The sequence below is a fragment of the Streptomyces sp. NPDC048349 genome (assembly GCF_040651925.1).
In the GTDB taxonomy this organism is placed as follows: Bacteria; Actinomycetota; Actinomycetes; order Streptomycetales; family Streptomycetaceae; genus Streptomyces.
Window position 1 is genome coordinate 1 of sequence record NZ_JBEZLA010000037.1, and the last position, 22352, is coordinate 22352.

Annotated in this window: 18 protein-coding genes; 10 read left to right on the forward strand and 8 right to left on the reverse strand. The window is 74.0% G+C overall.

The features are described from left to right. Positions 1 to 1593 (reverse strand): MFS transporter (locus AB0D44_RS20670; protein WP_362592858.1); only part of this gene is annotated, 1593 nt, incomplete at its 3' end. A 195-nt stretch (positions 1594 to 1788) separates the two neighbouring features. Between AB0D44_RS20670 and AB0D44_RS20675 the strand changes: the two genes are divergently transcribed. The 5 genes from AB0D44_RS20675 to AB0D44_RS20695 are packed head-to-tail and all read left to right on the forward strand — an operon-like array spanning position 1789 to position 8955. Continuing rightward, positions 1789 to 3600, forward strand: a complete 1812-nt coding sequence (locus AB0D44_RS20675; RefSeq protein ID WP_362592861.1) for an IucA/IucC family siderophore biosynthesis protein — start codon at positions 1789 to 1791, stop codon at positions 3598 to 3600. A 12-nt stretch (positions 3601 to 3612) separates the two neighbouring features. After that, the gene (locus tag AB0D44_RS20680; protein WP_362592863.1) at positions 3613 to 5154 is read left to right on the forward strand and encodes a pyridoxal-dependent decarboxylase; all 1542 of its coding nucleotides are present in this window, start codon (positions 3613 to 3615) and stop codon (positions 5152 to 5154) included. Then, complete coding sequence (locus tag AB0D44_RS20685; protein WP_362592866.1) at positions 5151 to 6959, forward strand: IucA/IucC family protein; 1809 nt, start codon at positions 5151 to 5153, stop codon at positions 6957 to 6959. The genes AB0D44_RS20680 and AB0D44_RS20685 overlap by 4 nt, the downstream gene beginning before the upstream one ends. Next, complete coding sequence (locus AB0D44_RS20690; protein ID WP_362592869.1) at positions 6956 to 7573, forward strand: GNAT family N-acetyltransferase; 618 nt, start codon at positions 6956 to 6958, stop codon at positions 7571 to 7573. The genes AB0D44_RS20685 and AB0D44_RS20690 overlap by 4 nt, the downstream gene beginning before the upstream one ends. Beyond that, positions 7570 to 8955, forward strand: coding sequence for a SidA/IucD/PvdA family monooxygenase (locus AB0D44_RS20695; protein ID WP_362592872.1), 1386 nt, complete (start codon positions 7570 to 7572; stop codon positions 8953 to 8955). Before AB0D44_RS20690 ends, AB0D44_RS20695 begins: the two co-directional genes overlap by 4 nt. A 70-nt stretch (positions 8956 to 9025) precedes the next feature. On the opposite strand, the gene AB0D44_RS20700 is transcribed toward AB0D44_RS20695, so the two are convergent. After that, a complete protein-coding gene (locus tag AB0D44_RS20700; protein ID WP_362592875.1) occupies positions 9026 to 9823 on the reverse strand; it encodes a hypothetical protein in 798 nt (265 codons plus the stop codon). 243 nt (positions 9824 to 10066) lie between these two features. On the opposite strand from AB0D44_RS20700, the gene AB0D44_RS20705 reads away from it, so the two are divergent. Next, complete coding sequence (locus AB0D44_RS20705) at positions 10067 to 11191, forward strand: glutamate--cysteine ligase (protein WP_362592878.1); 1125 nt, start codon at positions 10067 to 10069, stop codon at positions 11189 to 11191. Positions 11192 to 11196: 5 nt separating this feature from the next. On the opposite strand, the gene AB0D44_RS20710 is transcribed toward AB0D44_RS20705, so the two are convergent. From AB0D44_RS20710 to AB0D44_RS20725, 4 genes are all read right to left on the reverse strand, one after another. After that, entirely contained in the window at positions 11197 to 11940 is a 744-nt protein-coding gene (locus tag AB0D44_RS20710; RefSeq protein WP_362592880.1) for a carbonic anhydrase, read from the reverse strand. Between the two features lie 200 nt (positions 11941 to 12140). Beyond that, entirely contained in the window at positions 12141 to 13445 is a 1305-nt protein-coding gene (locus AB0D44_RS20715) for an MFS transporter (RefSeq protein ID WP_362592883.1), read from the reverse strand. Then, positions 13442 to 14545 (reverse strand): PLP-dependent cysteine synthase family protein, encoded by a 1104-nt coding sequence (locus AB0D44_RS20720; RefSeq protein WP_362592886.1) that lies wholly within the window; start codon positions 14543 to 14545, stop codon positions 13442 to 13444. Before AB0D44_RS20720 ends, AB0D44_RS20715 begins: the two co-directional genes overlap by 4 nt. 57 nt (positions 14546 to 14602) lie before the next feature. Further along, entirely contained in the window at positions 14603 to 15010 is a 408-nt protein-coding gene (locus tag AB0D44_RS20725) for a hypothetical protein (RefSeq protein ID WP_362592889.1), read from the reverse strand. A 172-nt stretch (positions 15011 to 15182) separates the two neighbouring features. On the opposite strand from AB0D44_RS20725, the gene AB0D44_RS20730 reads away from it, so the two are divergent. Further along, positions 15183 to 15587 carry a DUF6153 family protein gene (locus AB0D44_RS20730; protein WP_362592891.1) on the forward strand — a complete coding sequence of 135 codons (405 nt, stop codon included), beginning with the start codon at positions 15183 to 15185 and terminating at the stop codon, positions 15585 to 15587. A gap of 72 nt (positions 15588 to 15659) precedes the next feature. Further along, positions 15660 to 16295, forward strand: coding sequence for a DUF305 domain-containing protein (locus tag AB0D44_RS20735; protein WP_362592894.1), 636 nt, complete (start codon positions 15660 to 15662; stop codon positions 16293 to 16295). Positions 16296 to 16319: 24 nt separating this feature from the next. Here the strand turns inward: AB0D44_RS20735 and AB0D44_RS20740 are convergent, their stop codons facing one another. After that, complete coding sequence (locus AB0D44_RS20740) at positions 16320 to 17957, reverse strand: AMP-binding protein (RefSeq protein WP_362592897.1); 1638 nt, start codon at positions 17955 to 17957, stop codon at positions 16320 to 16322. A gap of 114 nt (positions 17958 to 18071) precedes the next feature. Then, positions 18072 to 19280: a serine hydrolase domain-containing protein gene (locus AB0D44_RS20745; protein WP_362592900.1), complete on the reverse strand. Its 1209-nt coding sequence runs from the start codon at positions 19278 to 19280 to the stop codon at positions 18072 to 18074. 191 nt (positions 19281 to 19471) lie between these two features. On the opposite strand from AB0D44_RS20745, the gene AB0D44_RS20750 reads away from it, so the two are divergent. Both AB0D44_RS20750 and AB0D44_RS20755 read left to right on the forward strand, forming a co-directional pair. Beyond that, positions 19472 to 21550, forward strand: a complete 2079-nt coding sequence (locus AB0D44_RS20750; RefSeq protein WP_362592903.1) for a SpoIIE family protein phosphatase — start codon at positions 19472 to 19474, stop codon at positions 21548 to 21550. 102 nt (positions 21551 to 21652) lie between these two features. After that, positions 21653 to 22306, forward strand: a complete 654-nt coding sequence (locus tag AB0D44_RS20755; RefSeq protein WP_362592906.1) for a hypothetical protein — start codon at positions 21653 to 21655, stop codon at positions 22304 to 22306. Positions 22307 to 22352 lie beyond the last annotated feature (46 nt).

Genomic DNA, 22352 nt, shown 5'->3' on the forward strand with positions numbered 1-22352 from the left:
ATACCACACTCCCCCCCCCCCCCCCGATCTACCTATTTCGCTGGAGTGCACCCGCCCGCCCGGCCCCCCCCCCACCGGGCGGCCCCCCCCGCCCCCCCCGACGGTTCGGGCCTCGGCCCGCAGGGTGCGGGCGACGAACACGCCCAGCAGGCAGACCAGGGCCGAGGCCAGGCAGACGGTGCTGAAGGCGCCCGAGAAGGCCGACCGGGCCAGGGGCCGCAACGCCGGTTCGAGGAGCTCGAACCGGCCGGTCTCCACGGCCGTCCGTACCGGTACGGGGCCCTGCGGGCCGGACGTCGGTCCCGCTGCGAACCCCGCCCCCAGCCCCGCCTCGAGCCGGGCGGAGAACAGCGCCCCGAACACGGCGACGCCCGCCGCGGTGCCGAGCGGGTAGCAGGAGTTGGTCAGCCCGGAGGCCATCCCGGCCCGCTCGGCGGGCACCGCGCCCACCGCCACGCCCATCAGCGGCGGGAAGATGACGGCGCCGCCCGCGCCGAGGAGCACGAGTCCGGCGACCGTGACGGCCTGCCCGGCGTGCGCCCCCGCGGCGGCGGCCAGGGCGAGCAGGCCCAGCCCCTGGAGGGCGAAGCCCGCGGCGACCAGGACGTCGGGGGTCACCATCCGCTGCAGCCGTGCGACGAACAGGCCGGCCACCAGCAGACTGCCCGTCAGCGGAAGGAGGTACAGCCCGACTCCGAGCGCCGAGAGCCCGTGGGCGCTCTGCAGCCACAGCGTGGTGAACGCGAGGACGCCCAGGCTCGACATCCGGGCGAGGAACCCCAGGACGGCAGCCCCGGAGAAGGCGCGGACCCGCAGCAGTGCCATGTCGATCAGGCCGCCGCCCCGCCGCTGACTGGCCACCAGGGCGGCCGAGAGCAGGACGCCGAGGACGGCGGAACCCAGCACCTGCGGGGCCGTCCAGCCGGCCTCCGGCCCGGTGACGAGCGGATAGTGCAGGGCCAGCAGGGCGGCGACGCCGAGTGCCGCGCCCAGGGGATCGAGGCGGCGGCGCGCTGGTGCCGGTGCAGCGGATTCCGGCATGCGGGCCAGGGCGCCGGCCACGACCAGCACTCCGATCGGCACGTTGACGAGGAAGATCCACCGCCAGCCGAGCACCTGGACGAAGACGCCGCCGACCACCGGCCCCAGGGCCCCGGCGGCGGAGGCGATCGCCGCGAAGGCCGCGATCGCGGCCTGGCGGCGGGCGCCCTCGTACGCGGCGGCCAGCAGGGCGAGCGTCGGGGCGAACACCAGCGCGCCGCCGACTCCTTGGGCCGCCCGTGCGGCGATGAGGGTGCCGGCGTCGGGAGCCAGGCCGCAGCCCGCGGAGGCGAGGGTGAACAGCGCCATCCCGGCGGTGAACACCGCGCGCCTCCCCAAGCGGTCGCTCAGGGCCCCCGCGGTGAGCAGCAGGGCGCCGAAGGCCAGCGAGTACGCGGACACCGTCCACTGCACCCTGCCGAGGCCGGTGTCCAGGTCCCGGGCGATGTCCGAGAGGGCGACGTTGACCACGGTCACGTCCAGGGTCATCACCACGCCCCCCGCGCTGACCAGGGCAAAAGTCCATCGGGGCGTACGAGGGCAGGAGGGCACCGCTGATCACCTCGAAGAAGAATCCGGGAAGAATAACGGTTTGGTTAGCCTAACCTAAGGCTCTGTTGACGGCGCGTCATCTCGACGATGTGGCTGGAAGCTGGCCTTGTCGGTTAGGTGAGGCTTACCTAATCTGACCTGTGCCTGTGCCGCTCTTGCCCAGGTGAGCCGATCCAGCGACCACGGAGCTGTGTGATGCCCATCCCCCCCGACCATCCCGTCCCCACCCTCCCCGAAGTGGCCCCCGCCGCCTGGCGGGAGGCCAACCGGCGGCTTCTCGCCAAGGCGTTGGGCGAGTGGTGCTTCGAGGACATGCTCAAGGCGGCGGAAACCGGACGAGGCGGCTACCGCGTCGACCTCGACAGCGGTACGACCTACGCGTTCCGCGCCGAACCCGGAGCCTTCGGATGGCTGCGGGTCGACCCGCGGTCGATCACCCGCACCGCCACCGGAATGCTCGGCAACTCGGTGGCCGAACCCGCTTGGGACGCCCAGCGGTTCCTCCTCGAAGCGGCTTCCACGCTGGGCAGCGACGCGTCGACGATCGCCACGTACTTCACCGAACTGTCCGCCACCCTCGCCGTCGATGCGGCGCGCATCACCCACGGCGGCGAGACCGTGGCCGAGCTCCGCGCCCTCGGTCACACGGAGCTGGAATGCCGGATGACGGGGCACAACCTGCTCGTCGCCAACAAGGGCCGCATCGGCTTCTCGGCCGCCGACGTGCGGCAGTACGCCCCCGAATCGGCCCAGCCGCTCAGGCTCCAGTGGGTGGCCGTCCACCGCGGCCTCGCCGAATTCCGCGGCACCTCGGACCTGTCCGAACAGAGCTTGCTGGCAGCCGAGTTGGACGAATCCACCCGCAACCGCTTCACGCAGGTGCTGCACGCGGCCGGAGTCGACCCGCAGGGCTACGTGTGGATGCCCGTGCACCCCTGGCAGTGGGACCACGCCGTCCAGATCCTGCACGCGGCCGACGTCGCACAGCGCCGCATCATCCCGCTGGGTGACAGCCCGGACGCGTACCTGCCCGGGCAGTCCATCCGCACGATGGCCAACGTCACCGTCCCCGACCGCCACGACGTCAAACTCCCGCTGAAGATCCTCAACACGCTGGTATGGCGGGGCATACCGCCGCACTGCACCATGGGCGCGCCCGTCGTCACCCAGTGGCTGCGCGGACTGGTGGAGCGCGACGCCTTCCTGACCGAGGAGTGCCGCACCGTCTTCCTCGGCGAGGTCGCCTCCGTCACCGTCCGCCACCCCTACCTCTCCACGCTGGAAGACGCGCCCTACCAGCACCTGGAGACCCTGGGCTGCATCTGGCGGGAGTCCGTCACCGCCCGCAAGGACCCCGGCGAGCGGGTCCGCACCTTCGCCTCGCTGCTCCACGTCGACCACGCCGGCGACGCCTTCGTGGCCGAACTGGTCCGGGCCTCCGGCCTCGACCCGCAGGAATGGCTGCGCCGGCTCTTCGACACCCTGCTCGTCCCGCTGGTGCACGTGCTGTACCGGTACGGGGTCACCTTCAACCCGCACGGCCAGAACACCCTGATCGGCTACGACGAGGACGACGTGCCGGCCCGCCTGTACCTCAAGGACTTCGTCGACGACGTGTGCGTGTCCTTCACCGACGTGCCCGAACGCGGACCGGAGCCGGACGGCCACGACCACGTCCTGCCCCGCAAACACCCCTCGATCATCCGCCAGCACGTGGTCGACCAGGTCTTCGTCGGTCACTTCCGCTACCTGGCCCCGCTGTGCGCGCAGCAGCTCGGCGTACCCGAGAAGACGTTCTGGCGCATGGTCCGCCGGACCATCCTCGACTTCCAGCGCCGCTTCCCCGAACTGTCCGAACGGTTCGCCGAGTACGACCTGCTCACCCCCCAGATCCCCCGGTACGGCCTGAACCGCGACCGGATCGTCGTCACCCGGTACGGCGACCGCGCCCTGCGCCACGCGCTGTATCCGAACGGCACTCACCCCAACCCGCTGGCAGAAGCCTGAGGAGGCCAGGGCGTGACACCGCTCACCGAGGCACCGCTCACCGAGGCACCGCCCTTCCCGCCCACCCTGCTGGCCGGATCCCCCGAGGGACTCGGCGAGGTCTCCGCCGCTCTGGGCGAGGCCCTCGACGCCGCCCTGAACGCCCGCCGCCCGGCAGGGCCGTTACCCGTCGGCGCCCCCGGCGCCGTCCTCGCGTCGGCCGCCCGGGCCCTGGGACCGGCGCGCCTCCCCGCCGAGGGGCTCGGCCCCAAGGCAGCGCTCCAGCTGCTCGCCACCCTGCTGGTCGAACACGGCGTCGACCTGTCGCACCCGCGGGCCGTCGCCCACCTGCAGCCCCCCGCGCTGGCGGTCGCCGTCGCCGCGGACACCCTGGCGAGCGTGACCAACGCCTCGCTGGACACCTATGATTCGGGCCCCGCGGCCATCGCCGTCGAACGCTGGCTCATCGGCGTACTGACCCGCCTGGCCGGGCTGGGGGAGCGCGCCGACGGCGTCCTCACCCCGGGCGGCTCGCTGTCCAACCTGCTCGGCCTGCTGCTGGCCCGGGACGCCGCGGCCCTGCGCCGGGGAATCGACGCCCGCCAGGACGGGGTGGCCGCCCTGACCGGACCGGTCGTCTTCTGCTCCGAACTCGCCCACTTCTCCGTGCAACGGGCCTGCGCCGCCCTGGGACTCGGCGAGTCGGCCGTCCACCTCGTGCCCACCGACGAGCGGTGGCGGATGCGGCCCGAGGCCCTGGCCGCCGCCCTGGACCGGCTCGGCCCCGGCCGGACCCCGCTCGCCGTCGTCGCCACCGCCGGAACCACGGATTTCGGCTCCATCGACCCGCTCCCGCAGATCGCCGAGATCGCCGCCGGGCACGGCGTCTGGATGCACGTGGACGCCGCGTACGGATTCGGCGCCCTGTTCTCCGAGCAGCTCGCCGGCCGGCTCGCCGGACTGGAACTGGCCGACTCCGTCACCCTGGACCTGCACAAGATCGGCTGGCAGCCCGCCGCCACCAGTGTCCTGCTGGTCTCCGACACGACCGCCTTCACCGCGCTCGACCGCGAGGTCGCCTACCTCAACCCGGCCGACGACTCCGAAGCCGGATACGACGGCCTGCTCGGCCGCAGCCTGCAGACCACCCGGCGCCCCGACGCCGTGAAGGCCGCCGCCACCCTGCTGGCGTACGGCCACACCGGACTGGGCCGCATGGTCGACGCCTGCCACGGCCTGGCCCGGTACGCCGAGCGCCGCATCCTCGCCGAACCGGAGCTCGAACTCGTCTCCCCGGCCGCACTGACCACCGTGGTCTTCCGCTACCGGGGCGCCGATCCGGACACCGCCGACCAGCTCAACGGCGCCCTGCGCAGGCGGCTCCTGGACGCGGGCACCGCCCTCATCGGACGCACGGAGGTCCGCACCGCCGGGACGGGCTCCCCGGCCCGGGTGTGTCTGAAGTTCACCCTGCTCAACCCGACCGCCACACCGGACGACATCGACGGCCTCGTGGACCTCGTCCTCGACGCCGGCCGCGCCTGTGAACGACTCGTAGAGGAGAGCGCCGCATGAGCACCACCGCCGCGGCTTCCGCCCCCGCAACCGCCCCGGACCAGCCCGCCCCCGGCGACCCGCTGCACGCGCCCGACGCCCGGACCGCCGCCGAACACGCCCACATCGAGGCCCTGTTGCGCTGCTGGCTGCTCGAGACCGGCACACCGGTAGCGCTCGGCCCGCTGCGGATCGAACTCCCCGCCTCCGGACTGGCCCTGGTCACCGAGGTGACCCACCGCTCCCCGGCCGGACTGCACCGGTTCGCCCCCGCCCGCCTGGAGGGGCCCGGCGGCCCGCTCGGCGCGAGCGCCGACCCCGTGACCGCCGTGGCGCTGCTCTCCACCGAGGCCGCCGTCCGCGGTGGCAGCCGCCCCGGCGGGGTTCCGCCGGGCGAGGTCGCCGACCTGGTGGAGCGCACCGCCGAGTCCGTACGCCGCGTCGCCGCCTTCATCGCCGACCGGCGGACGCACCCGCAGCCCCCCGCCGCGGTGGACGGCTTCCTCGACGCCGAACAAGCCCTGCTCCTCGGTCACTTGAACCACCCCGCGCCCAAGAGCCGCGACGGCATCTCGGACCGCGACGCGGCCGCCTTCTCGCCCGAACTGCGCGGCTCCTTCCGGCTGCACTGGTTCGCCGCCGACGAGGCGGTGGTCTCGCACGACGCCGTGGACAAGGCCCCGTCCCTCGCCGGCCAGGACACCGTCGCCCTCCTCGCCGACCTCGCCGGACGCCGGCTGCACGACGGCCGCGTCCTCGTTCCCGCGCACCCCTGGCAGGCCCGCGACCTGCTGCACCGCCCGCGCATCGCCGCCCTGATCGACTCCGGCGCGCTCGAACCGCTCGGCGAGCTGGGCCCCGCGTGGTGGCCGACCTCCAGCCTGCGCACCGTGTACCGGCCGGACACCGACGTGATGCTGAAGCTCTCGCTCGGCCTGCGGCTGACCAACTCCCGCCGCGAGTCAACCCGTACGGAACTGCGCCGCGGCCTGGAGATCAACCGCCTCCTCGACGCCGGGTACGCGGACACCACCTTCCGGGCCCACCCCGGCTTCGCCATCACCCGCGACCCCGCCTGGCTCGCGGTGGACGAGCCCGGGCGCCCGCAGGGCCCCGAGGTCACCGGCCTCGACGTCGCCGTACGCGAAGTGCCCCACGGCATCGCCGACCTGCGCTGCCTCGTCGGCCTGGTCGCCCCGCGCCCCGGACTCGGCCGCAGCGCGCTCGGAGACCTCGTGGCGGGCCTCGGCGCCGGAGCCGCCGAGCAGTGGACGGCCGACTACACCGACCGGGTACTCGTCCCCATGCTGCACCTGTACGCCGCCACCGGAATCGGCCTGGAAGCCCACCAGCAGAACACCCTCGTCCGGCTCGACGAACGCGGCCGGGTCACCGGCGGCACCTTCCGCGACAACCAGGGCTACTACCTGGCCTCCTCCCACCTCCCCGGACTGCTGGGACGGCTCGGCGCCGACTCCTCCACGCTGGCCGTCGTCGACGACGCCCTCGTCGACGACCGGCTGTCCTACTACCTGCTGCGCAACCAGGCCCTGTCCGTGGTCGGCCGGCTCGCCGTCGACGGCCTCGCGGACGAGCGCGATCTGCTCGCCGTACTGGTAGCCCGGCTGCGCGCCGCCCTGCCCGCCCTCGCCGCGGCCGGCCCCGACGGCGACCGGCTCGCCCGGCGCTGGATCGAAGCCGACACCCTGCCCTGCAAGGGCAACCTGCTCACCCGGCTGCACGGCATCGACGAGGTCCTCGCCCCCCTCGACGCCCAGTCCGTCTACCTCGAAGCTCCCAACCCCCTCCGGGAGGCCGCCCCATGAGCCCGGCGCAGCCGACGCGCAACGAAGCGGCCCGGCTCGCCGCCCCTCCGCCCGGCCCGCTCCCCGGCCCCCCGCTCCCGCAGCTGGCCGCCCCCTGGTCGGCGCGCGTCGCCCGCGCCGAAGGGGCCGACCTGGACCTCGTGCACGGCTGGATGCAGTCCGCGCACATCGACGCCTTCTGGCACCAGGCGTGGCCCCGCGAGCGCTGGGCCGCGGAGATCTCCGGACACCTCCGCGGTGACGCCGTCCTGCCCGTCCTCATTGGACTCGAGGGCCGGCCGCTCGCCTACGTCGAGGTCTACCGGGTGACGCGCGACCGCCTCGCCGGCCACTACCGGCACCTGCCCCACGACCTCGGCCTGCACATCGCCATCGGCGAGCAGGGCCGCACCGGCAAGGGCCTGGGCCGGCGCCTGCTGCGCGCGCTCGCCGAAGGTCTGCTGGCCGCCGACCCCGCGTGTACCCGGGTGGCCGCCGAGCCGGACGTGACGAACGCGGCCTCGCTCACGGCGTTCGCCGCCGCCGGATTCCGGCACGTCGGCGAGGTCGTCTTCCCGGACAAGACCGCCGCCCTGCTCATCCACCCGCGCCGCGAGGAGGACCTGCCCCGATGAGCGAACCCGTCAGCGAACCCCTCGGCAAGTCCCCCGGCAAGCCCCTCGGCAAGCCCCTCGGGGACCTCGGCGCATCCGTCAGCGAGCACGACGTGGTGGCCGTCGGCTGCGGCCCCTTCAACCTCGGACTCGCCGCACTCGCCTCCACCGTGGACGGCCTCGACCTCGTCGTCCTGGAGGAACAGCCCGAACTCACCTGGCACCGCGGGATGATGTTCGGCGACGCCTCGATGCAGGTGAACTTCCTCGCCGACCTCGTCACCCTCGTCGCGCCCGGCCATCCGCTGTCGTTCCTCACCTACCTCCACGACATGGACCGGCTCTACACCTTCACCGTGCGCGAGAACTTCTTCCCCTCCCGCCGCGAGTACGAGGACTACCTGCGCTGGGCCGCGGCGAAACTCCCCTCGGTGCGCTTCTCGCACCGCGTCGAGGAGGTCCACTGGGACGCCGCCCGGGAACACTTCACGGTGCACGCCGTGCGCGGCGACGGCACGCCGCTGCGGATGCACGCCCGCAACCTCGTCCTGGGCATCGGCACAGCGCCGCACGTCCCTGACGCCCTCGCGGCCCTGCCCCCCTCCAGGCTGCTGCACACCGCCGACTACCTGTACCGCGAAGCCGACGTGGACGCCGCCGCGAAGGTCACCGTGATCGGATCGGGCCAGTCCGGGGCCGAGGTCACGGCCGACCTGCTCGGCCGCAACCTCGACGGCGGGCCCGCGGTGAGCTGGCTGACGCGCACCGCGTCGTTCGCCCCGCTGGACTACACCAAGATGGTGCTGGAGATGACCACTCCGGCGTACATGCAGTACTTCCACTCCCTGCCCGAGGAGGTGCGCGACCGGCTGACCCGCGAGCAGTGGCAGTTCTACAAGGGGATCTCCACCGACACCCTCGAGGAGATCCACGAACTGCTCTACCGCCGCCAGCTGGAACACGGACCGGCCGAAGTGGAACTGCGGTTCGGCGTGACGGTCGAGTCCGCCGCCGTGGACGCCGCGGGACGGGCGGCGCTGTCCTGCCGGCACCGCGACACCGGCCAGACCTTCGTGCACACCACCGACCTGGTGGTGGCCGCGACCGGCTACCGCAACCGCCGGCCCGTGTTCCTGAAACCGATCGAGGACCTGCTGCTGCGCGACGGCCGCGGCCGCCACCGGGTACGCCTGGACCACTCGGTCGAACTCGAGGCCGGCATCACCGGCCGCGTGTTCGTCGCGAACGCCGAGACGCACAGCCACGGGGTCTCCTCGCCGAACCTGGACATCGGCGCGGTGCGCAACGCCACGATCCTCAACGCGATCACCGGCCGCGAGGCCTACCGCCTGCCCAAGCGCAGCGCGTTCACGAGCTTCGGGGCCCCGCCGCGAACCTCGTAGCACCCGCCCGCAGGGCCCCCGCCCCGCAGGCCCCGCCCCGCAGGCCGTCCGGTCTGCGGGGCGGACCCGCTCAGCCGATCGGCTGCCGGGTCTCCGTCCGCACCTGGAGGGTGGTCTCGGCGCACGTGGCCAGGTCCACGGCCGCCGGGTCCTGCAGCGCGATCTCCGGCGTGACGAGGCCGACCGACGCGCCCGTGTTCTCGTCCGCCCAGGCACACATCGGCAGGGTGGTCTTCACGCCCTCCTGCGTCATCGTCAGCACCTGACAGGAGACGGTGATCCCGGAACCGGCGGGCGTGATCTCCCGCGGCGGGACGGCCAGGGTGGCGCCCTTGGCGTCCGCGGCGCCGGAGAGCATCTTCTTGCGGGCCGTCGCGGGGTCCTTGAACTGGCCGTACATCCCCGAGAAGACGAGGGCGCCGGCCCCCTTCGGGGATGCGGCGCCGTACTGGCCGACCACCGGCTCGGGGTTGCGGATCTTCGGATCGTAGGCGCCCTTGAGCGCTGCCGCGCCCTCGGTCTGCGACAGGTCCTGGTCCAGCTCGTACTCGCCCTTCAGCAGGGTCTGCGGCACGGTGAGCCGGTACTCGGCCTCGGGGAACCCGGACCCGCTCGCCAGGGCCCCCGCCCCGGCGATCCGGCTCACCGCGAAGGCGAGGATTCCGAGCCCGGCGAGCGAGGCCGCCACGACTCCGACCACCATGCCGGTCCGGTTCTTGCGCGGCGGAGGGAACGGCTGCTGCCCCGGGTACGGGTACGGGTACTGCTGCGGGTGGGCAGGAGGGGGCTGCTGCGGGTGCTGGTACGGCTGCTGGTACTGCGGGGGCCCGTACGGGCCGGGGGCCTGGTGGGGCGGCGGTGTGGTCATCCACCGAACGCTACTTCAAGCCCCGAACGGCCCCTCCGGGCAGGGGTGACCCCTGCGTGACCGCTGGTGACCGTACGGTGACCACCGCCCGCGCGACCTGGTCCGTAGCGCCCCCCGGCCGTGCATGGAGCACACTGTAGGGGGCAGACGCCCGCCACGACGGCGGCCGGGCGACGACGGCGCGGAGCCTGGTTCGCGGTGGGGGTGCCCTCCGGTCGCACGTCTGACGACGGGAGGCGGGTCGTGGTGCTCACCATGGGAGTGGAGGAAGAGTTCTTCCTCGTGGACGCCCGCACACGGGCACCGGTACCGCGGGCCCCGCGGGTGCTCAGGTCGCTCGCCGGGCTCGGCGACCAGGCCCAGGCCGAGTTCTACACCTGCCAGCTCGAGGTCTGTACCCAGCCCGTCCGCACGGGCACCGAGCTGCGCGACGAGCTCGCCGCCCTGCGGGACACCGCCGCCCGCGCCGCGTCGGAGGCCGGATGCCTCCTGGTGGGTACGGGGACGGCCGTGATCCCGCCGGCCCATGCCGTGCCGGTGACCGACGGCCCGCGCTACCGGCGCATGGCCGAGGCCTACCGCGCGGTGGTCGACGGCAGGCTCGGGGTGGTGTGCGGCTGCCACGTCCACATCGGCACCCTCGACCAGCCCCGCGCCCTGGACCTGGCCAACCGCCTGCGGCCCTACCTCCCGGCCCTCCAGTCGCTCACGGTGAACTCCCCGTTCGCCGGGGGGCTGGACAGCGGCTTCGCCGACTGGCGCTCGGTGGAGTTCGGGCGCTGGCCGACGGCGGGGCCCGCCCCGCTGCTGGACAAGGCCCGCTACGAAACCACTGCGGACGCCCTGGTGCGCTCGGGCGTCATCCTCGACCGGGGGATGATCTACTGGTTCGCCCGCCCGTCCGAGCACGTGCCCACCCTCGAGATCCGGATCGCGGACGTCAACGCCGACGTGGACACCACCGTGCTGCTGGCCCTGCTGATCAGGGGCCTGTGCACGACACTGACGGCCGAGATCGAGGCGGACGGCAGCCCGCCGCCCTGCGTCCCGGCGACGCGGCTGCGGGCGGCCCACCACTTCGCGGCCCGCTACGGCCACCACGGCGAGGGGATCGACCCGCTCACCGGCGACCTCGTGCCCGCCCACATCCTGACCTCGGCGCTCCTGCGCCGCGCCGAGCCCGGCCTGGCGGCGGCGGGCGATCTCGCCGAGGCCGAGCGGCTCCTCGGCGAGCTGCGCAGGCGGGGCACCGGCGCGGAGCGCCAGCGCGCGGTGTACGAGCGCACGGGCAGCCGGCACGCGGTCGTGGACCACCTGGCGGCCGCCACCGCGCCGGACCTGCGCCACGTGATGGCGAAACACCCCTAGACGGCCTAGCCGAGCGTGCGGACCCGCTGGTCGGTGAGCTCGTAGCGGGCGGCCACCACGGCCAGTTCGCCGGAGGAGACCTTCCCGGCGAGGTCCGGCTCGGCCGCCAGGCGGGCGCGGACCGCGCGCACGTGCGCGTTGACGGTGGCGTCGATACGGGCCTGGCCGTGCTGTCGGTGGTCGATGGAGGGGCGTATCTGGTCGGCCAGGTACTGGATGTGGGCGGGGAGCGGCTCACCGGTCTCGTCGGCGTGGACCGCCGCGGCGACGGCCCCGCACGACTGGTGGGCCAGGACGAGGACCAGCGGTATGTGCAGCTCCAGGACCCCGTAGGCGACGCTGCCCAGCACGGCCTCGTCGAGCACCTCTCCGGCGGACCGGACGGTCAGGAGGTCGCCGAGGCCCTGGTCGAACACGAGCTCCGGAGGGACCCGGGAATCGACGCAGCCGAGCACGACCGCGAAGGGGTTCTGCCCCTGCGTCAGCCGGCGGCGCACCGCGGCGGACTCGTGCGGGTGCTGCTGCAGTTGCCTGCGCCATCGCTCGTTCCCGGCCGCCAGCCGGCGCAGGGCCTGGGCGGGAGTGAGCGGGCCGTCCGTGCCCTCCGCCTCCGCGGTGGCGGCGGAGGCGGGGAACGCCGGGCCGAGGGCCAGGCCCGCTCCGGCGGCCGCGGTGCCCGCCACGGCGGAGCGCAGGAGGGTGCGGCGGCTGGGCGGGGAGGCCGCGGGTCTCCGCGTGTTCGAATTCATGGCGGGACCGTAACCCGGCTTGTGCGTAGTGAAGTTGAATCGTCGGGCGCAATGGCGTGATCCGCATGGGAGCAGGCCGGATGGGATCGGAAAGGTCTCGGCATGCGGGCAGTGGACGCGGTGCGGGGGCGGACGGCCGGGCGTGGCCGCGCCCCCGCACCGTACGGACGCACCGTACGGACGTACCGGCCGGTGGGCCCTCAGACGGCCGTGGCTCCCGCGGGTGCCCCAGGCGTGGCGGGATCGAGGCGGCCGGAGCGGTGCAGCGCGTGCAGGGCGGCCGCGCAGCCCAGGCCCAGCGCGACGAGTCCCAGCCAGGGGAGCGCGGGGAACCCCGCGGCCCGGGCCGCGTCCAGGACCGCACCGGTGAGCAGGTTGCCGAGGGCCGTGCCGACACCGCAGACCGTGTTGTACAGCCCGTAGTGCGTGGCCACCAGTCGATCACCGCAGAGGCGCACGATGGTGTCCATCTCGAAGGGGTAGGCGATCATCGTGCCCAGGGCCAGCAGCAGCGCCGACAGCGCGGCGGGGACCGCCGCCAGCAGCCACCGCCCGACGCCGCCCTGCGGCACGGGCAGCGCCGCGGCCGCTGCCAGGGGCAGGAAGGCCGAGGCCATGACCAGCAGCCCCAGCGACAGGGCCCGCCCCGGTTCCGTGCGGGCCTTGCACCAGGCGGTGACCCGGGTCTGGAACAGGACGGTGCTCAGCCCGGACACGGCGAACAGCAGGGCCACCGCGGCCGTCCCGGAGGCGCCCCCGCCCTCCAGCCGCCGGACGTCCAGCGGCAGCGCCAGGTAGACCTGGAAGGCCATGACGTAGGAGCCGATCATGGCTCCGGAGAACAGCAGGAACGGCCGGTTGGCCAGGATGCCGCGCCACTGGGCGAACACCCTCGCGCGCGGGCCCGCCCCCCGGTCGGGGGCGTCATCGCCCCGGCGGGCCGGCAGCGCGCGGATCTGTACGATGCCGAGCACCGCGAAGACGGCGGCCGCGACCAGGCAGGTGAGGCGGAAGCCCACCCCCGTCAGCACCATGCCGACCAGCGGACCCAGCAGGATGCCGGCCTGGTAGAAGACGTTGAACAGGGCGAAGGCCTCGACCCGGCGTTCACCCGAGTCCGCGGCGAGGTACGCCCGGGTGGCCGGGTTGAACAGCGCCCCGGCGAGCCCCGTCGCCGCGGAGGCGGCGATGAGCGCGGGCACGGAGCCGACCAGGCCGAGGGTCGCGAAGCCGACGACCCGCAGTCCGAGCCCGGCGATGATCATCGGTTTGTACCCGAGGCGGTCGGCCAGCGTCCCCCCGATGAGGAACATGCCCTGCTGGCTGAAGTTGCGCACGCCGAGGATCAGCCCGATCGTCCACCCGGCGAGTCCCAGCGGCCCGGCCAGGTGCGCGGCCAGGTAGGGCATGAGCATGTAGAAGCCGAGGTTGATGGTGAACTGGTTGACCATCAGCAGCTGGACGCTGCGCTCGTACGAACGGACCTGTGCGAGGGTCGCCTTCACGGGGTCGGCTCCTTCGCCCCGGCCCCGCCGAGGGTGAGCGGGTCGACGACGCAGGCGCAGCGCGTCCACTGGGTGACCTCCTTCTCGTCCAGCCGGCCGATGACATCGGGCTCGGCGGCGGGAGGGCCGTCGAGCAGGCCGTGGGCCGCGCAGTAGTCGTCGTCGTACACCGTGCTGAGGTAGCGCTGCGGCCCGTCGGGGAAGACGGCGGCGATCCTGGTGCCCTCGGGCAGGGTGCGCGACAGCCACCCGGCCACCAGGGCGACCGCTCCGACGCTCCACCCGCCGGTGGCGTAGTGGGAGGTCGCGAGCCGGCGGCAGGCCCACACGGCCTCGGCCGGGGCGACCCAGTGCACCTCGGAGAACTGGTCGTAGGCGACGTTGCGGGGGTAGATGCTCGAACCGAGCCCGCGCATCAGCCGGGTGCGGGCCGGCTGGCCGAAGATGGTGGAGCCCACGGTGTCCACCCCGACCAGGGAGAGTCCGGGGTAGAGCCGGCGCAGCACGCGGGAGATCCCGGCGGAGTGCCCGCCGGTGCCGACGCTGCACACCAGGACGTCGATGTGGCCCAGCTCGGTGGCCAGTTCCAGGGCCAGCGGCGTGTAGGCGGTGGTGTTGTCGGGGTTGTTGTACTGGTCGGGGCACCACGAACCGGGGTGCCGCGCCATGAGCCGGCTGACGCGGTCCCGCCGGGCCTGCTGCCAGCCGCCGGTGGGGTGCGGTTCGGCGACGACGTTGACCTGGGCCCCGTAGGCGGTCAGCAGCCGGGTCATCGACCTTTCCAGACCCGGGTCGGTGACCAGGGTGACGGGGTGTCCGTAGACCATGCCGGCCAGGGCGAGGCCCAGGCCCAGGGTGCCGCTGGTGGACTCGATGATCCGGGCGCCGGGCTTCAGTTCGCCCCGGGCGCGGGCCCGCTCGACCATGTGCAGGCCGGGGCGGTCCTTGATGCCGCCGGGGTTGAAGCCCTCCAGCTTCGCCCAGAAGCCGCTTCCGGCCGGGGCCAGCGGCTCCGACACGCGCAGCAGGGGAGTGTTGCCGACCAGCCCGGACAGGGTGGTGCGGGCAGGGGGTGTCACGTTGGTGAGGGAGGAATCCATTGGTCCGCTCTCGCTCGATGATGCGTCAGGACGTCGCTCGTGCGGGACGGGAGCGGTCTAGATGCGCCATCTGCACACGCTGGTCAGCGTGGAGCGTCCGGTCCGGGCCGCCGGTGCGGCCCGGGCGCCGAGGGGCCCGGCCGGGCCCGCCGACGAGGGATCGGCGACAGGGGTGAGGGGGAGCGCGGGCTCCGCGTCCGCCGGGTGGCGGGGCTCCTTCTGGGCTTGCGGGGCCAGGCCGGGGGAGAGGCAGTCGGCGTGGTGCTCCGGATAGGCCGGATGGGCCGGATGGGCCGGCTGAGCGGCGGTCCCCGCTGCCGCCGCGCCGACGGGGGCGGCGGCGGACGGCGCGGGCCCGTCGCCGGAAAGGTGGAAGGAGCAGTGCAGCACCGCGAACAGCAGCGCGCTCAGGATCCCGGCGAACAGGCCGACGCGCGAGGTGCGTCGCGGGCCGCCTGTGATCACGCTGTGATCGTAGCGTTCCCCCACCGAAATGGACGGAGTTGATCCGGACATTGTCGCGAGCCCCCTCGTGCGGCGCCGGTTGCGGTGCCGAGGCTCCCTCGCCCGCGGCGCGGACGCGCCGTCGGAGTACTCCCGCCGGGGCGCGGGCGGGGCGGGACCGTAGGATGACCGCATGATCCCCGTCCCGCAGCCGTCGCGCCGCCGCCCCACCGGGCCCGGCCGCCTGCTGCTGGTGCTCGCCGTCCTGGCCGGTGTCCTGGCCATGCACGGGCTGGGGACCGGGACGACGCCCGTCCCGCCCGAACGGGCGCACGCGGTCGCCCCGGCCGGGCACGGCTCCGGCCACTCCCGGACGGATGGGGACTGCGCGCACGGCGCCGACGGCCAGGGCCATGTGCACCACGCGGACGCCACCTGCGCCGCGACCGGGACCACCACCCCCTACGCGCCGCCCGCGCTCGCGGCCGCCCTCCCGGGCGCCTGTGCGCCCGCGGTCTTCGCCACCCGCGCCACGGCGCCGGCCGAGAGCGGGCGCGCCCCGCCGGACCTCGCGGAACTGCAACTCCTGCGCGTGTAGAGCGGCCCGCACGGCACCCCTCCCGGGGGCCGCGCTCCGCCCTGTCCTCACACCTCAAGGAGTCGTTCCACCATGAGCAAGAACCGTTCCCCGATCCGCCGCAGCTCCGCCGTCGCCGTCGCCGTGACGGCCTCGTTCGTCCTCGCCGCCTGCGGCGCGGCCGACGACGGCGGCGCCGCGCACGGCGGCCACGCCGCCCCGTCCGCGTCCCCGTCGGCCTCGTCCCCCGCCACGCAGGGGCAGCACAACGCCGCCGACGTCGCCTTCGCCCAGGGGATGATCCCCCATCACCGCCAGGCCGTGGAGATGGCTGACCTCGCTCCCTCCCGGGCCGCATCCGCGGAGGTGAAGGAGCTCGCCGAGGCGATCAAGAAGGCCCAGGACCCGGAGATCAAGACCCTGTCCGGGTGGCTGACCTCCTGGGGCGAGCAGGTGCCCCCCGCGGGCGCCGCCGGCCACGCCGGTCACGGGGACGGCGGCGGGATGATGACCGCCGACGAGATGGAGAAGCTGGGGAACGCCTCCGGCACGGCGTTCGACACCGCCTTCATGGAACTCATGATCAAGCACCACGAAGGGGCCGTCGCGATGGCGAGGACGGAGCGCGCGCAAGGCGCCTTCCCCGAGGCCAAGACGATGGCCGAGGCCATCATCAGCTCCCAGAGCGCCGAGATCGCGACCATGAACGGGCTCCTCGGCAAGGACTGATCCACCGAGCGGGCGCGGCGGCCCTCACGGCCTGTCGGACGAAGGGTCCAGCAGGCGGGCCGCCGCCTCGCGCATCTCGATCTTGCGGATCTTCCCGGTGACCGTCATCGGGAACTCCTCCACGACGTGCACGTAGCGCGGGATCTTGAAATGGGCGAGCCGGCCCTCGCAGAAGGCGCGCACGTCCGCGGCGGTCAGGGGTTCTGCGCCCTCCCGCATCCGCACCCACGCCATCAGCTCCTCCCCGTACTTCGGGTCGGGCACGCCGATGACCTGGACGTCCAGGATGTCGGGGTGCGTGTGGAGGAACTCCTCGATCTCGCGCGGGTAGAGGTTCTCGCCGCCGCGGATCACCATGTCCTTGATGCGGCCGGTGATGCTCAGATAGCCCTCGCCGTCCATGACCGCCAGGTCGCCCGTGTGCATCCAGCGCGCCGCGTCGACGGCCTCGGCGGTCCGCTCCGGCTCGCCCCAGTAGCCGAGCATCACCGAGTAGCCCCGGGTGCACAGCTCGCCCGGCTCTCCGCGGGGCACCGTCCGGCCGGACTGCGGATCGACCACCTTCACCTCCAGGTGCGGTCCGACGCGGCCCACGGTCGACACCCTGCGTTCGACGGAGTCGTCCGCGCGGGTCTGCGTCGACACCGGCGAGGTCTCCGTCATCCCGTAGCAGATGGACACCTCGGCCATGCCCATCCGCTCGATGACCTCCTTCATCACCTCGACCGGGCAGGGCGAGCCCGCCATGATCCCCGTCCGCAGGCTGGACAGGTCGTAGCCGTCGAAGCCGGGGTCGGCCAGTTCGGCGATGAACATGGTGGGGACCCCGTAGAGCGAGGTGCACGACTCCGCCTCGACCGCGGCGAGCGTGGCCGCGGGGTCGAACGACGGCGCGGGGATCACCATGGCCGCACCGTGGCTGGTGCACGCCAGGTTGCCCATCACCATGCCGAAACAGTGGTAGAACGGCACCGGGATGCAGACCCGGTCCCGTTCGGTGTAGTGGCACAACTCGCCGACGAAGAAGGCGTTGTTGAGGATGTTGTGGTGCGAAAGGGTCGCCCCTTTGGGGAAGCCCGTCGTGCCCGAGGTGTACTGGATGTTGATCGGGTCGTCCGCACTGAGCGCCGCCTGAGCCCGGGCCAGGTCGGCCGGGTCGCCCTGCCGGCCGCGCTCCAGCAGGGCGGCCCACTCGGGTCCTTCCAGCAGGATCGTGAACTCCAGCTCCGGGCAGCGCGGCCGCACCTGCGCGATCATGGCCGCGTAGTCGGAGGTCTTGAAGCGCTCCGCCGCGACCAGCAGCCGGATCCCGGACTGCCGCAGCACGTACTCGAGTTCGTGCGAGCGGTAGGCCGGGTTCACGGTGACGAGGACCGCACCGATCCTGGCGGTGGCGTACTGCACCAGCGTCCACTCGGCACGGTTCGGTGCCCAGATCCCGACCCGGTCGCCCTTGGCGATGCCGAGGCCGAGCAGCCCGAGCGCGAGGGCGTCGACGTCGGCCGCCAGCTCGGCGTACGTCCAACGGCGCCCGGAGGCCCGGTCGATGAGGGCGTCGTGCCCCGGGAACCGCCGCACGGTGCGGTCCAGGTTCTCTCCGATGGTGTCGCCCAGCAGCGGCACGTCGCAGGCACCGGACGCATAACTCGACGCGGAGGACACACGTATCTCCTGGGCTCGGGGGCAGGGGCGCGCGGCCGGCGGGCCGGCGTCCTGTCATGATCCACGGCGCCCCGTCCGGGGGCTACCCCCCGGACGGGGCACGGCGGGCGCGGCTCAGCGCGCGTGGTGCTCCGGCAGATCCACCTCGGCCGGAGCGACGGCGAAGCCGCGCGCGGTGGCCGACCTGGACTGCTTGCCGCAGAAGGCGGCTTCCAGCGTCCCGCCCAGCGCCGTGTTCGCGGCGCCCCGGTTCGAGGTGTTCGCCATGGCGGTGAGACTGCGGCGGCCGTCACGGGTCGCGAACGCGTACGTGTAGTAGCCCTGCACGGTGCCCGTGTGGCCGTACACCGACGTGCCGCACGACAGGTCGTAGCGGCGCAGGCCCAGCCCGTAGAAGCGGGTGCGGGCGGCGTCCGTCGGGGTCATCTCCAGCATGGCGTCCAGCATCCGCGGCGCCAGCAGCCTGCCGCCGAGCAGTGCGGAGGTGAAGGCGTTCAGATCGGCCGGGTCGGAGATCACCGCCCCGGCGGACTGCGCCCAGGACACGGTCTGCTCGGTGGAGTCGACCAGCGGCGCGCCCTCCTCGTCGGGGTGGAGGTAGCCGCGTGCGTGCCGCCCGTCGATCCGGGTCCGGGGGTGCACGTACGAGGTGTTGCGCAGGCCCAGCGGCCTGATGATCCGGCGCTCGTACTCCTCGCCCACCGCATGCCCGGTGACCTTCTCGACGAGCATGCCGACGACCACGAAGTTGGTGTTCGAGTACGAGTACGCCGCGCCCGGTCGGGTCGTCCTCGGTTCCTTCAGGGAGAGGCCCACCAGCTCCCGGTAGCCGAACACCTTCGTGCGCACGGCCTCGAAACCGGGCACGGTCCGCGCGAACATGGCGTCCGTGTAGTCGGCCAGCCCGCTGCGGTGGCTCAGCAGGTGGCGCACGGTGATCCGGTCGTCGGGCAGCAGTCCCGGCAGGTAGTGGTTGACCGGGGCGTCCAGCCGGAGCCTGCCCTCGGCCACGAGCTGCAGCAGCACCACGGCGGAGAACGTCTTGGTGACGCTGCCGATGCGGAAGCGGGAGCGGGTGTCCATGGCCGCGCCCGTGGCCCGGTCGCGCACCCCCACCGCCCGGGACTGGACCCCGCCGGGGCCGGTGATCCGCGCCAGGGCGCCGGGCGCTCCGGCATCGGTCGTCTGGCGCAGGGCCCGGACCAGGGCCTGGAGGTCGGCGGGCGCCTCGGCGGCGTGGGCGGCAGTGGCCGGCGCCGCGCCGGCCAGCACGGCCAGCAGGGCGGCACCGACGGCCAGCCGTCGGTTCAGGGACAGGAGCATGTCGTTCCTCGACTCGGTGGACAGCGGACAGCGGACAGCGGACGCGCGGCCGGCGGCGCAGGTGCGGCCGGCGGCGGACGTACGCGCCCGAGCGATCAACGGGCGCGAGTGGGTCCGGGGGACGGGGTGGGGGCAGAATTGACGGGAGGCCGTGAGGCCGGGAGGCCGGGAAGCCCGAAAGGGGGCGTCTGGTGCCGACGGATCCGCCGGGGGGCGAGCGCGAGCAGTCCCCTGGCCTCCTGAGGTCGGAGCCCGGCACGCTGCTGGAGCACGTGACCGTGGCGGTCTTCGGCCTCGACGACGAGGGCGGCATCCGCTACTGGGGTCCCGGCGCCGAGGACCTCTTCGGACACCCCGCCGCAGCCGTGCTCCGCGGACCGGCCGACATCCTGTTCCCCGCCCCGCCGCCGGGCCGCCCCACGGCCGCCGCGCAGCTGGTCGAGCGCGGCCGCACGCTCGGCTACTGGCGGGTCCGCATGCCCGCCGCACACCGCGACGGGACGGTCTTCGACTGCGGTTTCCGGGTCTTCCCCGTCACCGGCCCCGGCGGCAGCTCGGTGATCATGGGTCTGGCCAGCAGGGGCGAGGACCTCGACCGGGTCAAGACGAACCTGGCCTTCCTCGACGCCCTCTTCGAGACCTGCCCCATCGGCCTGGTCATGCTCGACGCGCACCTGCGGTACGTCCACCTCAACCAGGCACTGGCCGACATGGACGGCATGTCCATCGCGGACCACCTCGGACGCCGCATGACCGAGGTCATGCTCACCTCCGACGGGGGCGAGTACGAGCGCAGGCTGCGGGGCGTGGCCCGGGGAGGGCGCCCCGTGGTCGGCGCCCTGGTGGGCCTGCGCACACCGGGCCGCCCCGACCGCGACCAGGTCCGGTCCGTGAGCCTGTTCGCGCTCAGCGGCGCCGGTGACACCCGCCCGGGTGTGGGCGGGCTGCTGGTGGACGTGACCGACCGCGAACACGCCATCCTGGAGGCCACGGCGGCCCGCAGGCGGCTCGCCCTGCTGGACCGGGCCGGGGCCCGCATCGGCACCACCCTCGACCTGCGCGTCACCGCGCGGGAACTGGTCGAGACCGTGGTCCCCGAGTTCTGCGACGGCGCCGTCGTGGAACTCGTCGACCGGGCGCCCGAGGACCCCGAGGTGTTCGACCCGGACCTCCCGCTGGTCACCCGCCGCATCGCCGCCGGGACCGTCCTGCCCCCGCCCGCGGACGAACTCGTCGGCGGGCTGGAGCACGTCACCTACCCGCCGGGCTCCAGCATCCACGCCATGCTCCGTACGGGACGCCCCCTGTCCGTCCCCGTCAACGAGGAGTTCACGACCCGCACCGTCGTCCACCAGGAGCGCGCCCGGCTGCTGCTCGCCAGCGGGCTGTCGGACATCCTCATCGCCCCGCTCATCGCCAGGGGAACGGTCCAGGGCATCACCATGTTCGGCAGGGCGGCGGCCCGCCCGGCCTTCACCGAGGAGGACCTGGGGCTGGCCGGTGAGCTGGCCTCCCGCGCGGCGCTCTGCCTGGACAACGCACGCCTCTACGGCCGGGTGCGGGACATCGCGCTCACCCTTCAGCGGGCCCTGCTCCCCGGCGCCACCGGCGCCGGCCCGTACGTGCGCGTCGCCCACCGGTACCTGCCCGCCGGACCCGTCACCGAGGTGGGCGGCGACTGGTACGACGTGATCAGCCTGCCCGCCGACCGGGTGGCCCTCGTCGTCGGCGACGTGATGGGGCACGGGGTGCGGGCGGCGGCGTCGATGGGCAGGCTGCGCATCACGGCCAAGGCACTGGCCCGGCACCACGCGGACCCCGGTGCGCTGCTCGCCGAACTCGACGCCTGCGCGCGGGAGGCCGGGATCGAACTCGCCACCTGCCTCTACCTGCTCTACGACCCCGCGACCGGGCGCGCCCGCCTGGCCAACGCGGGCCACCCGCCGCTCCTGGTCCGCCTCCCGGACGGCACGGTCGAGGCGGTGACGGACGCGCCCGGGGTGCCGCTGGGCGTGGGCGGGTTCCCGTTCGCCACGACGGAACTGGACCTTCCGCAAGGTGCCACGCTGGCCCTCTACACCGACGGCCTCATCGAGGCCAGGGGCCGGGACATCGACGCCGGCATGGAGGCGCTGCGCGACCAGCTGCGGCAGGCGCGGGGCACGATGGAGGAGGCGGCCGACCGCATCCTGGCGAACCTGCTCCCCGGCCCCCCGGCCGACGACACGGTCCTGGTCCTGGCCCAGGTCAGCCGGGCACCGGGCTGCTGAGGGCGTGGCAGCTGTGCGAATCTTGTCCGGCACGCAGGACGGAGCGCAGGACGGAGCGCGGGACCGGCGCACAGCCGGGCCGTACGGGAGGGGACCCACACGATGCACACGCCGAGCCGGCCCGAAGACCTGGACCGCCCCGAGCTGCTCTGGGCCAGGGCGGTGACCCTGGCCGTGCTCGACGCCGCCTGCAGCGACCGCACCGAGTTCGCCGTCGACGACGACGGCGTGTGGTGCCACTCCACCGGCGCGGGCGGCTGGTGGCGCCTGACCGTGCTGGACGACGGGGCGCGCGCGGTGTTCTGCGGCCAGGACCCGGACGGCAGCCACACCCACGTCGACGACCGGCAGGTCGACTTCCTCGCGGGCGGCCCCGACTGGCTGCCGTGGGACCTGCTGCGCGAGGACGCCGCCGGCAACCTCCTCGGCTTCGTCTACTGGTGGCAGGACGGCGCCTGGCACCGCATCGCGTACCCGGACGGCCTGCCCGAGGACGGCCTGGACGGCGCCGCGCCGTGGGCCGGCTCGCACGAGGAGTTCCTCGAACTGGCCGTGGACGCGCGGGACGTCCCGTACGGGCAGCAGCGGCGGACCCTGGCCGAAGCGGTCGAGCGGTTCGCCCGGGCGGCGCGGGAACGCAAGGCCGACGAGGCCGCCGTGGCGGCGCTGCTGGCCCCGGCCCGCGGCGTGGGCGCGCCGGCGCCGCGGCTCGAGGTGGCGCTCGCCCTCGCCGCGCGCGCCGGCATCCTCGCGTAGCGCCTGCGCGGCCCCGCCGTCCGGACGTGTCCCGCACGCCCGGACG

Bases quoted from the DNA above. Each gene is read 5' to 3' on its own strand.
- AB0D44_RS20730 (WP_362592891.1), top strand. From the start codon at position 15,183: ATGATCCCCGTCCCGCAGCCGTCGCGCCGCCGCCCCACCGGGCCCGGC.
- AB0D44_RS20735 (WP_362592894.1), top strand. From the start codon at position 15,660: ATGAGCAAGAACCGTTCCCCGATCCGCCGCAGCTCCGCCGTCGCCGTC.
- AB0D44_RS20690 (WP_362592869.1), top strand. From the start codon at position 6,956: ATGAGCCCGGCGCAGCCGACGCGCAACGAAGCGGCCCGGCTCGCCGCC.
- AB0D44_RS20695 (WP_362592872.1), top strand. From the start codon at position 7,570: ATGAGCGAACCCGTCAGCGAACCCCTCGGCAAGTCCCCCGGCAAGCCC.
- AB0D44_RS20685 (WP_362592866.1), top strand. From the start codon at position 5,151: ATGAGCACCACCGCCGCGGCTTCCGCCCCCGCAACCGCCCCGGACCAG.
- AB0D44_RS20755 (WP_362592906.1), top strand. From the start codon at position 21,653: ATGCACACGCCGAGCCGGCCCGAAGACCTGGACCGCCCCGAGCTGCTC.
- AB0D44_RS20720 (WP_362592886.1), bottom strand. From the start codon at position 14,545: ATGGATTCCTCCCTCACCAACGTGACACCCCCTGCCCGCACCACCCTG.
- AB0D44_RS20700 (WP_362592875.1), bottom strand. From the start codon at position 9,823: ATGACCACACCGCCGCCCCACCAGGCCCCCGGCCCGTACGGGCCCCCG.
- AB0D44_RS20745 (WP_362592900.1), bottom strand. From the start codon at position 19,280: ATGCTCCTGTCCCTGAACCGACGGCTGGCCGTCGGTGCCGCCCTGCTG.
- AB0D44_RS20675 (WP_362592861.1), top strand. From the start codon at position 1,789: ATGCCCATCCCCCCCGACCATCCCGTCCCCACCCTCCCCGAAGTGGCC.
- AB0D44_RS20710 (WP_362592880.1), bottom strand. From the start codon at position 11,940: ATGAATTCGAACACGCGGAGACCCGCGGCCTCCCCGCCCAGCCGCCGC.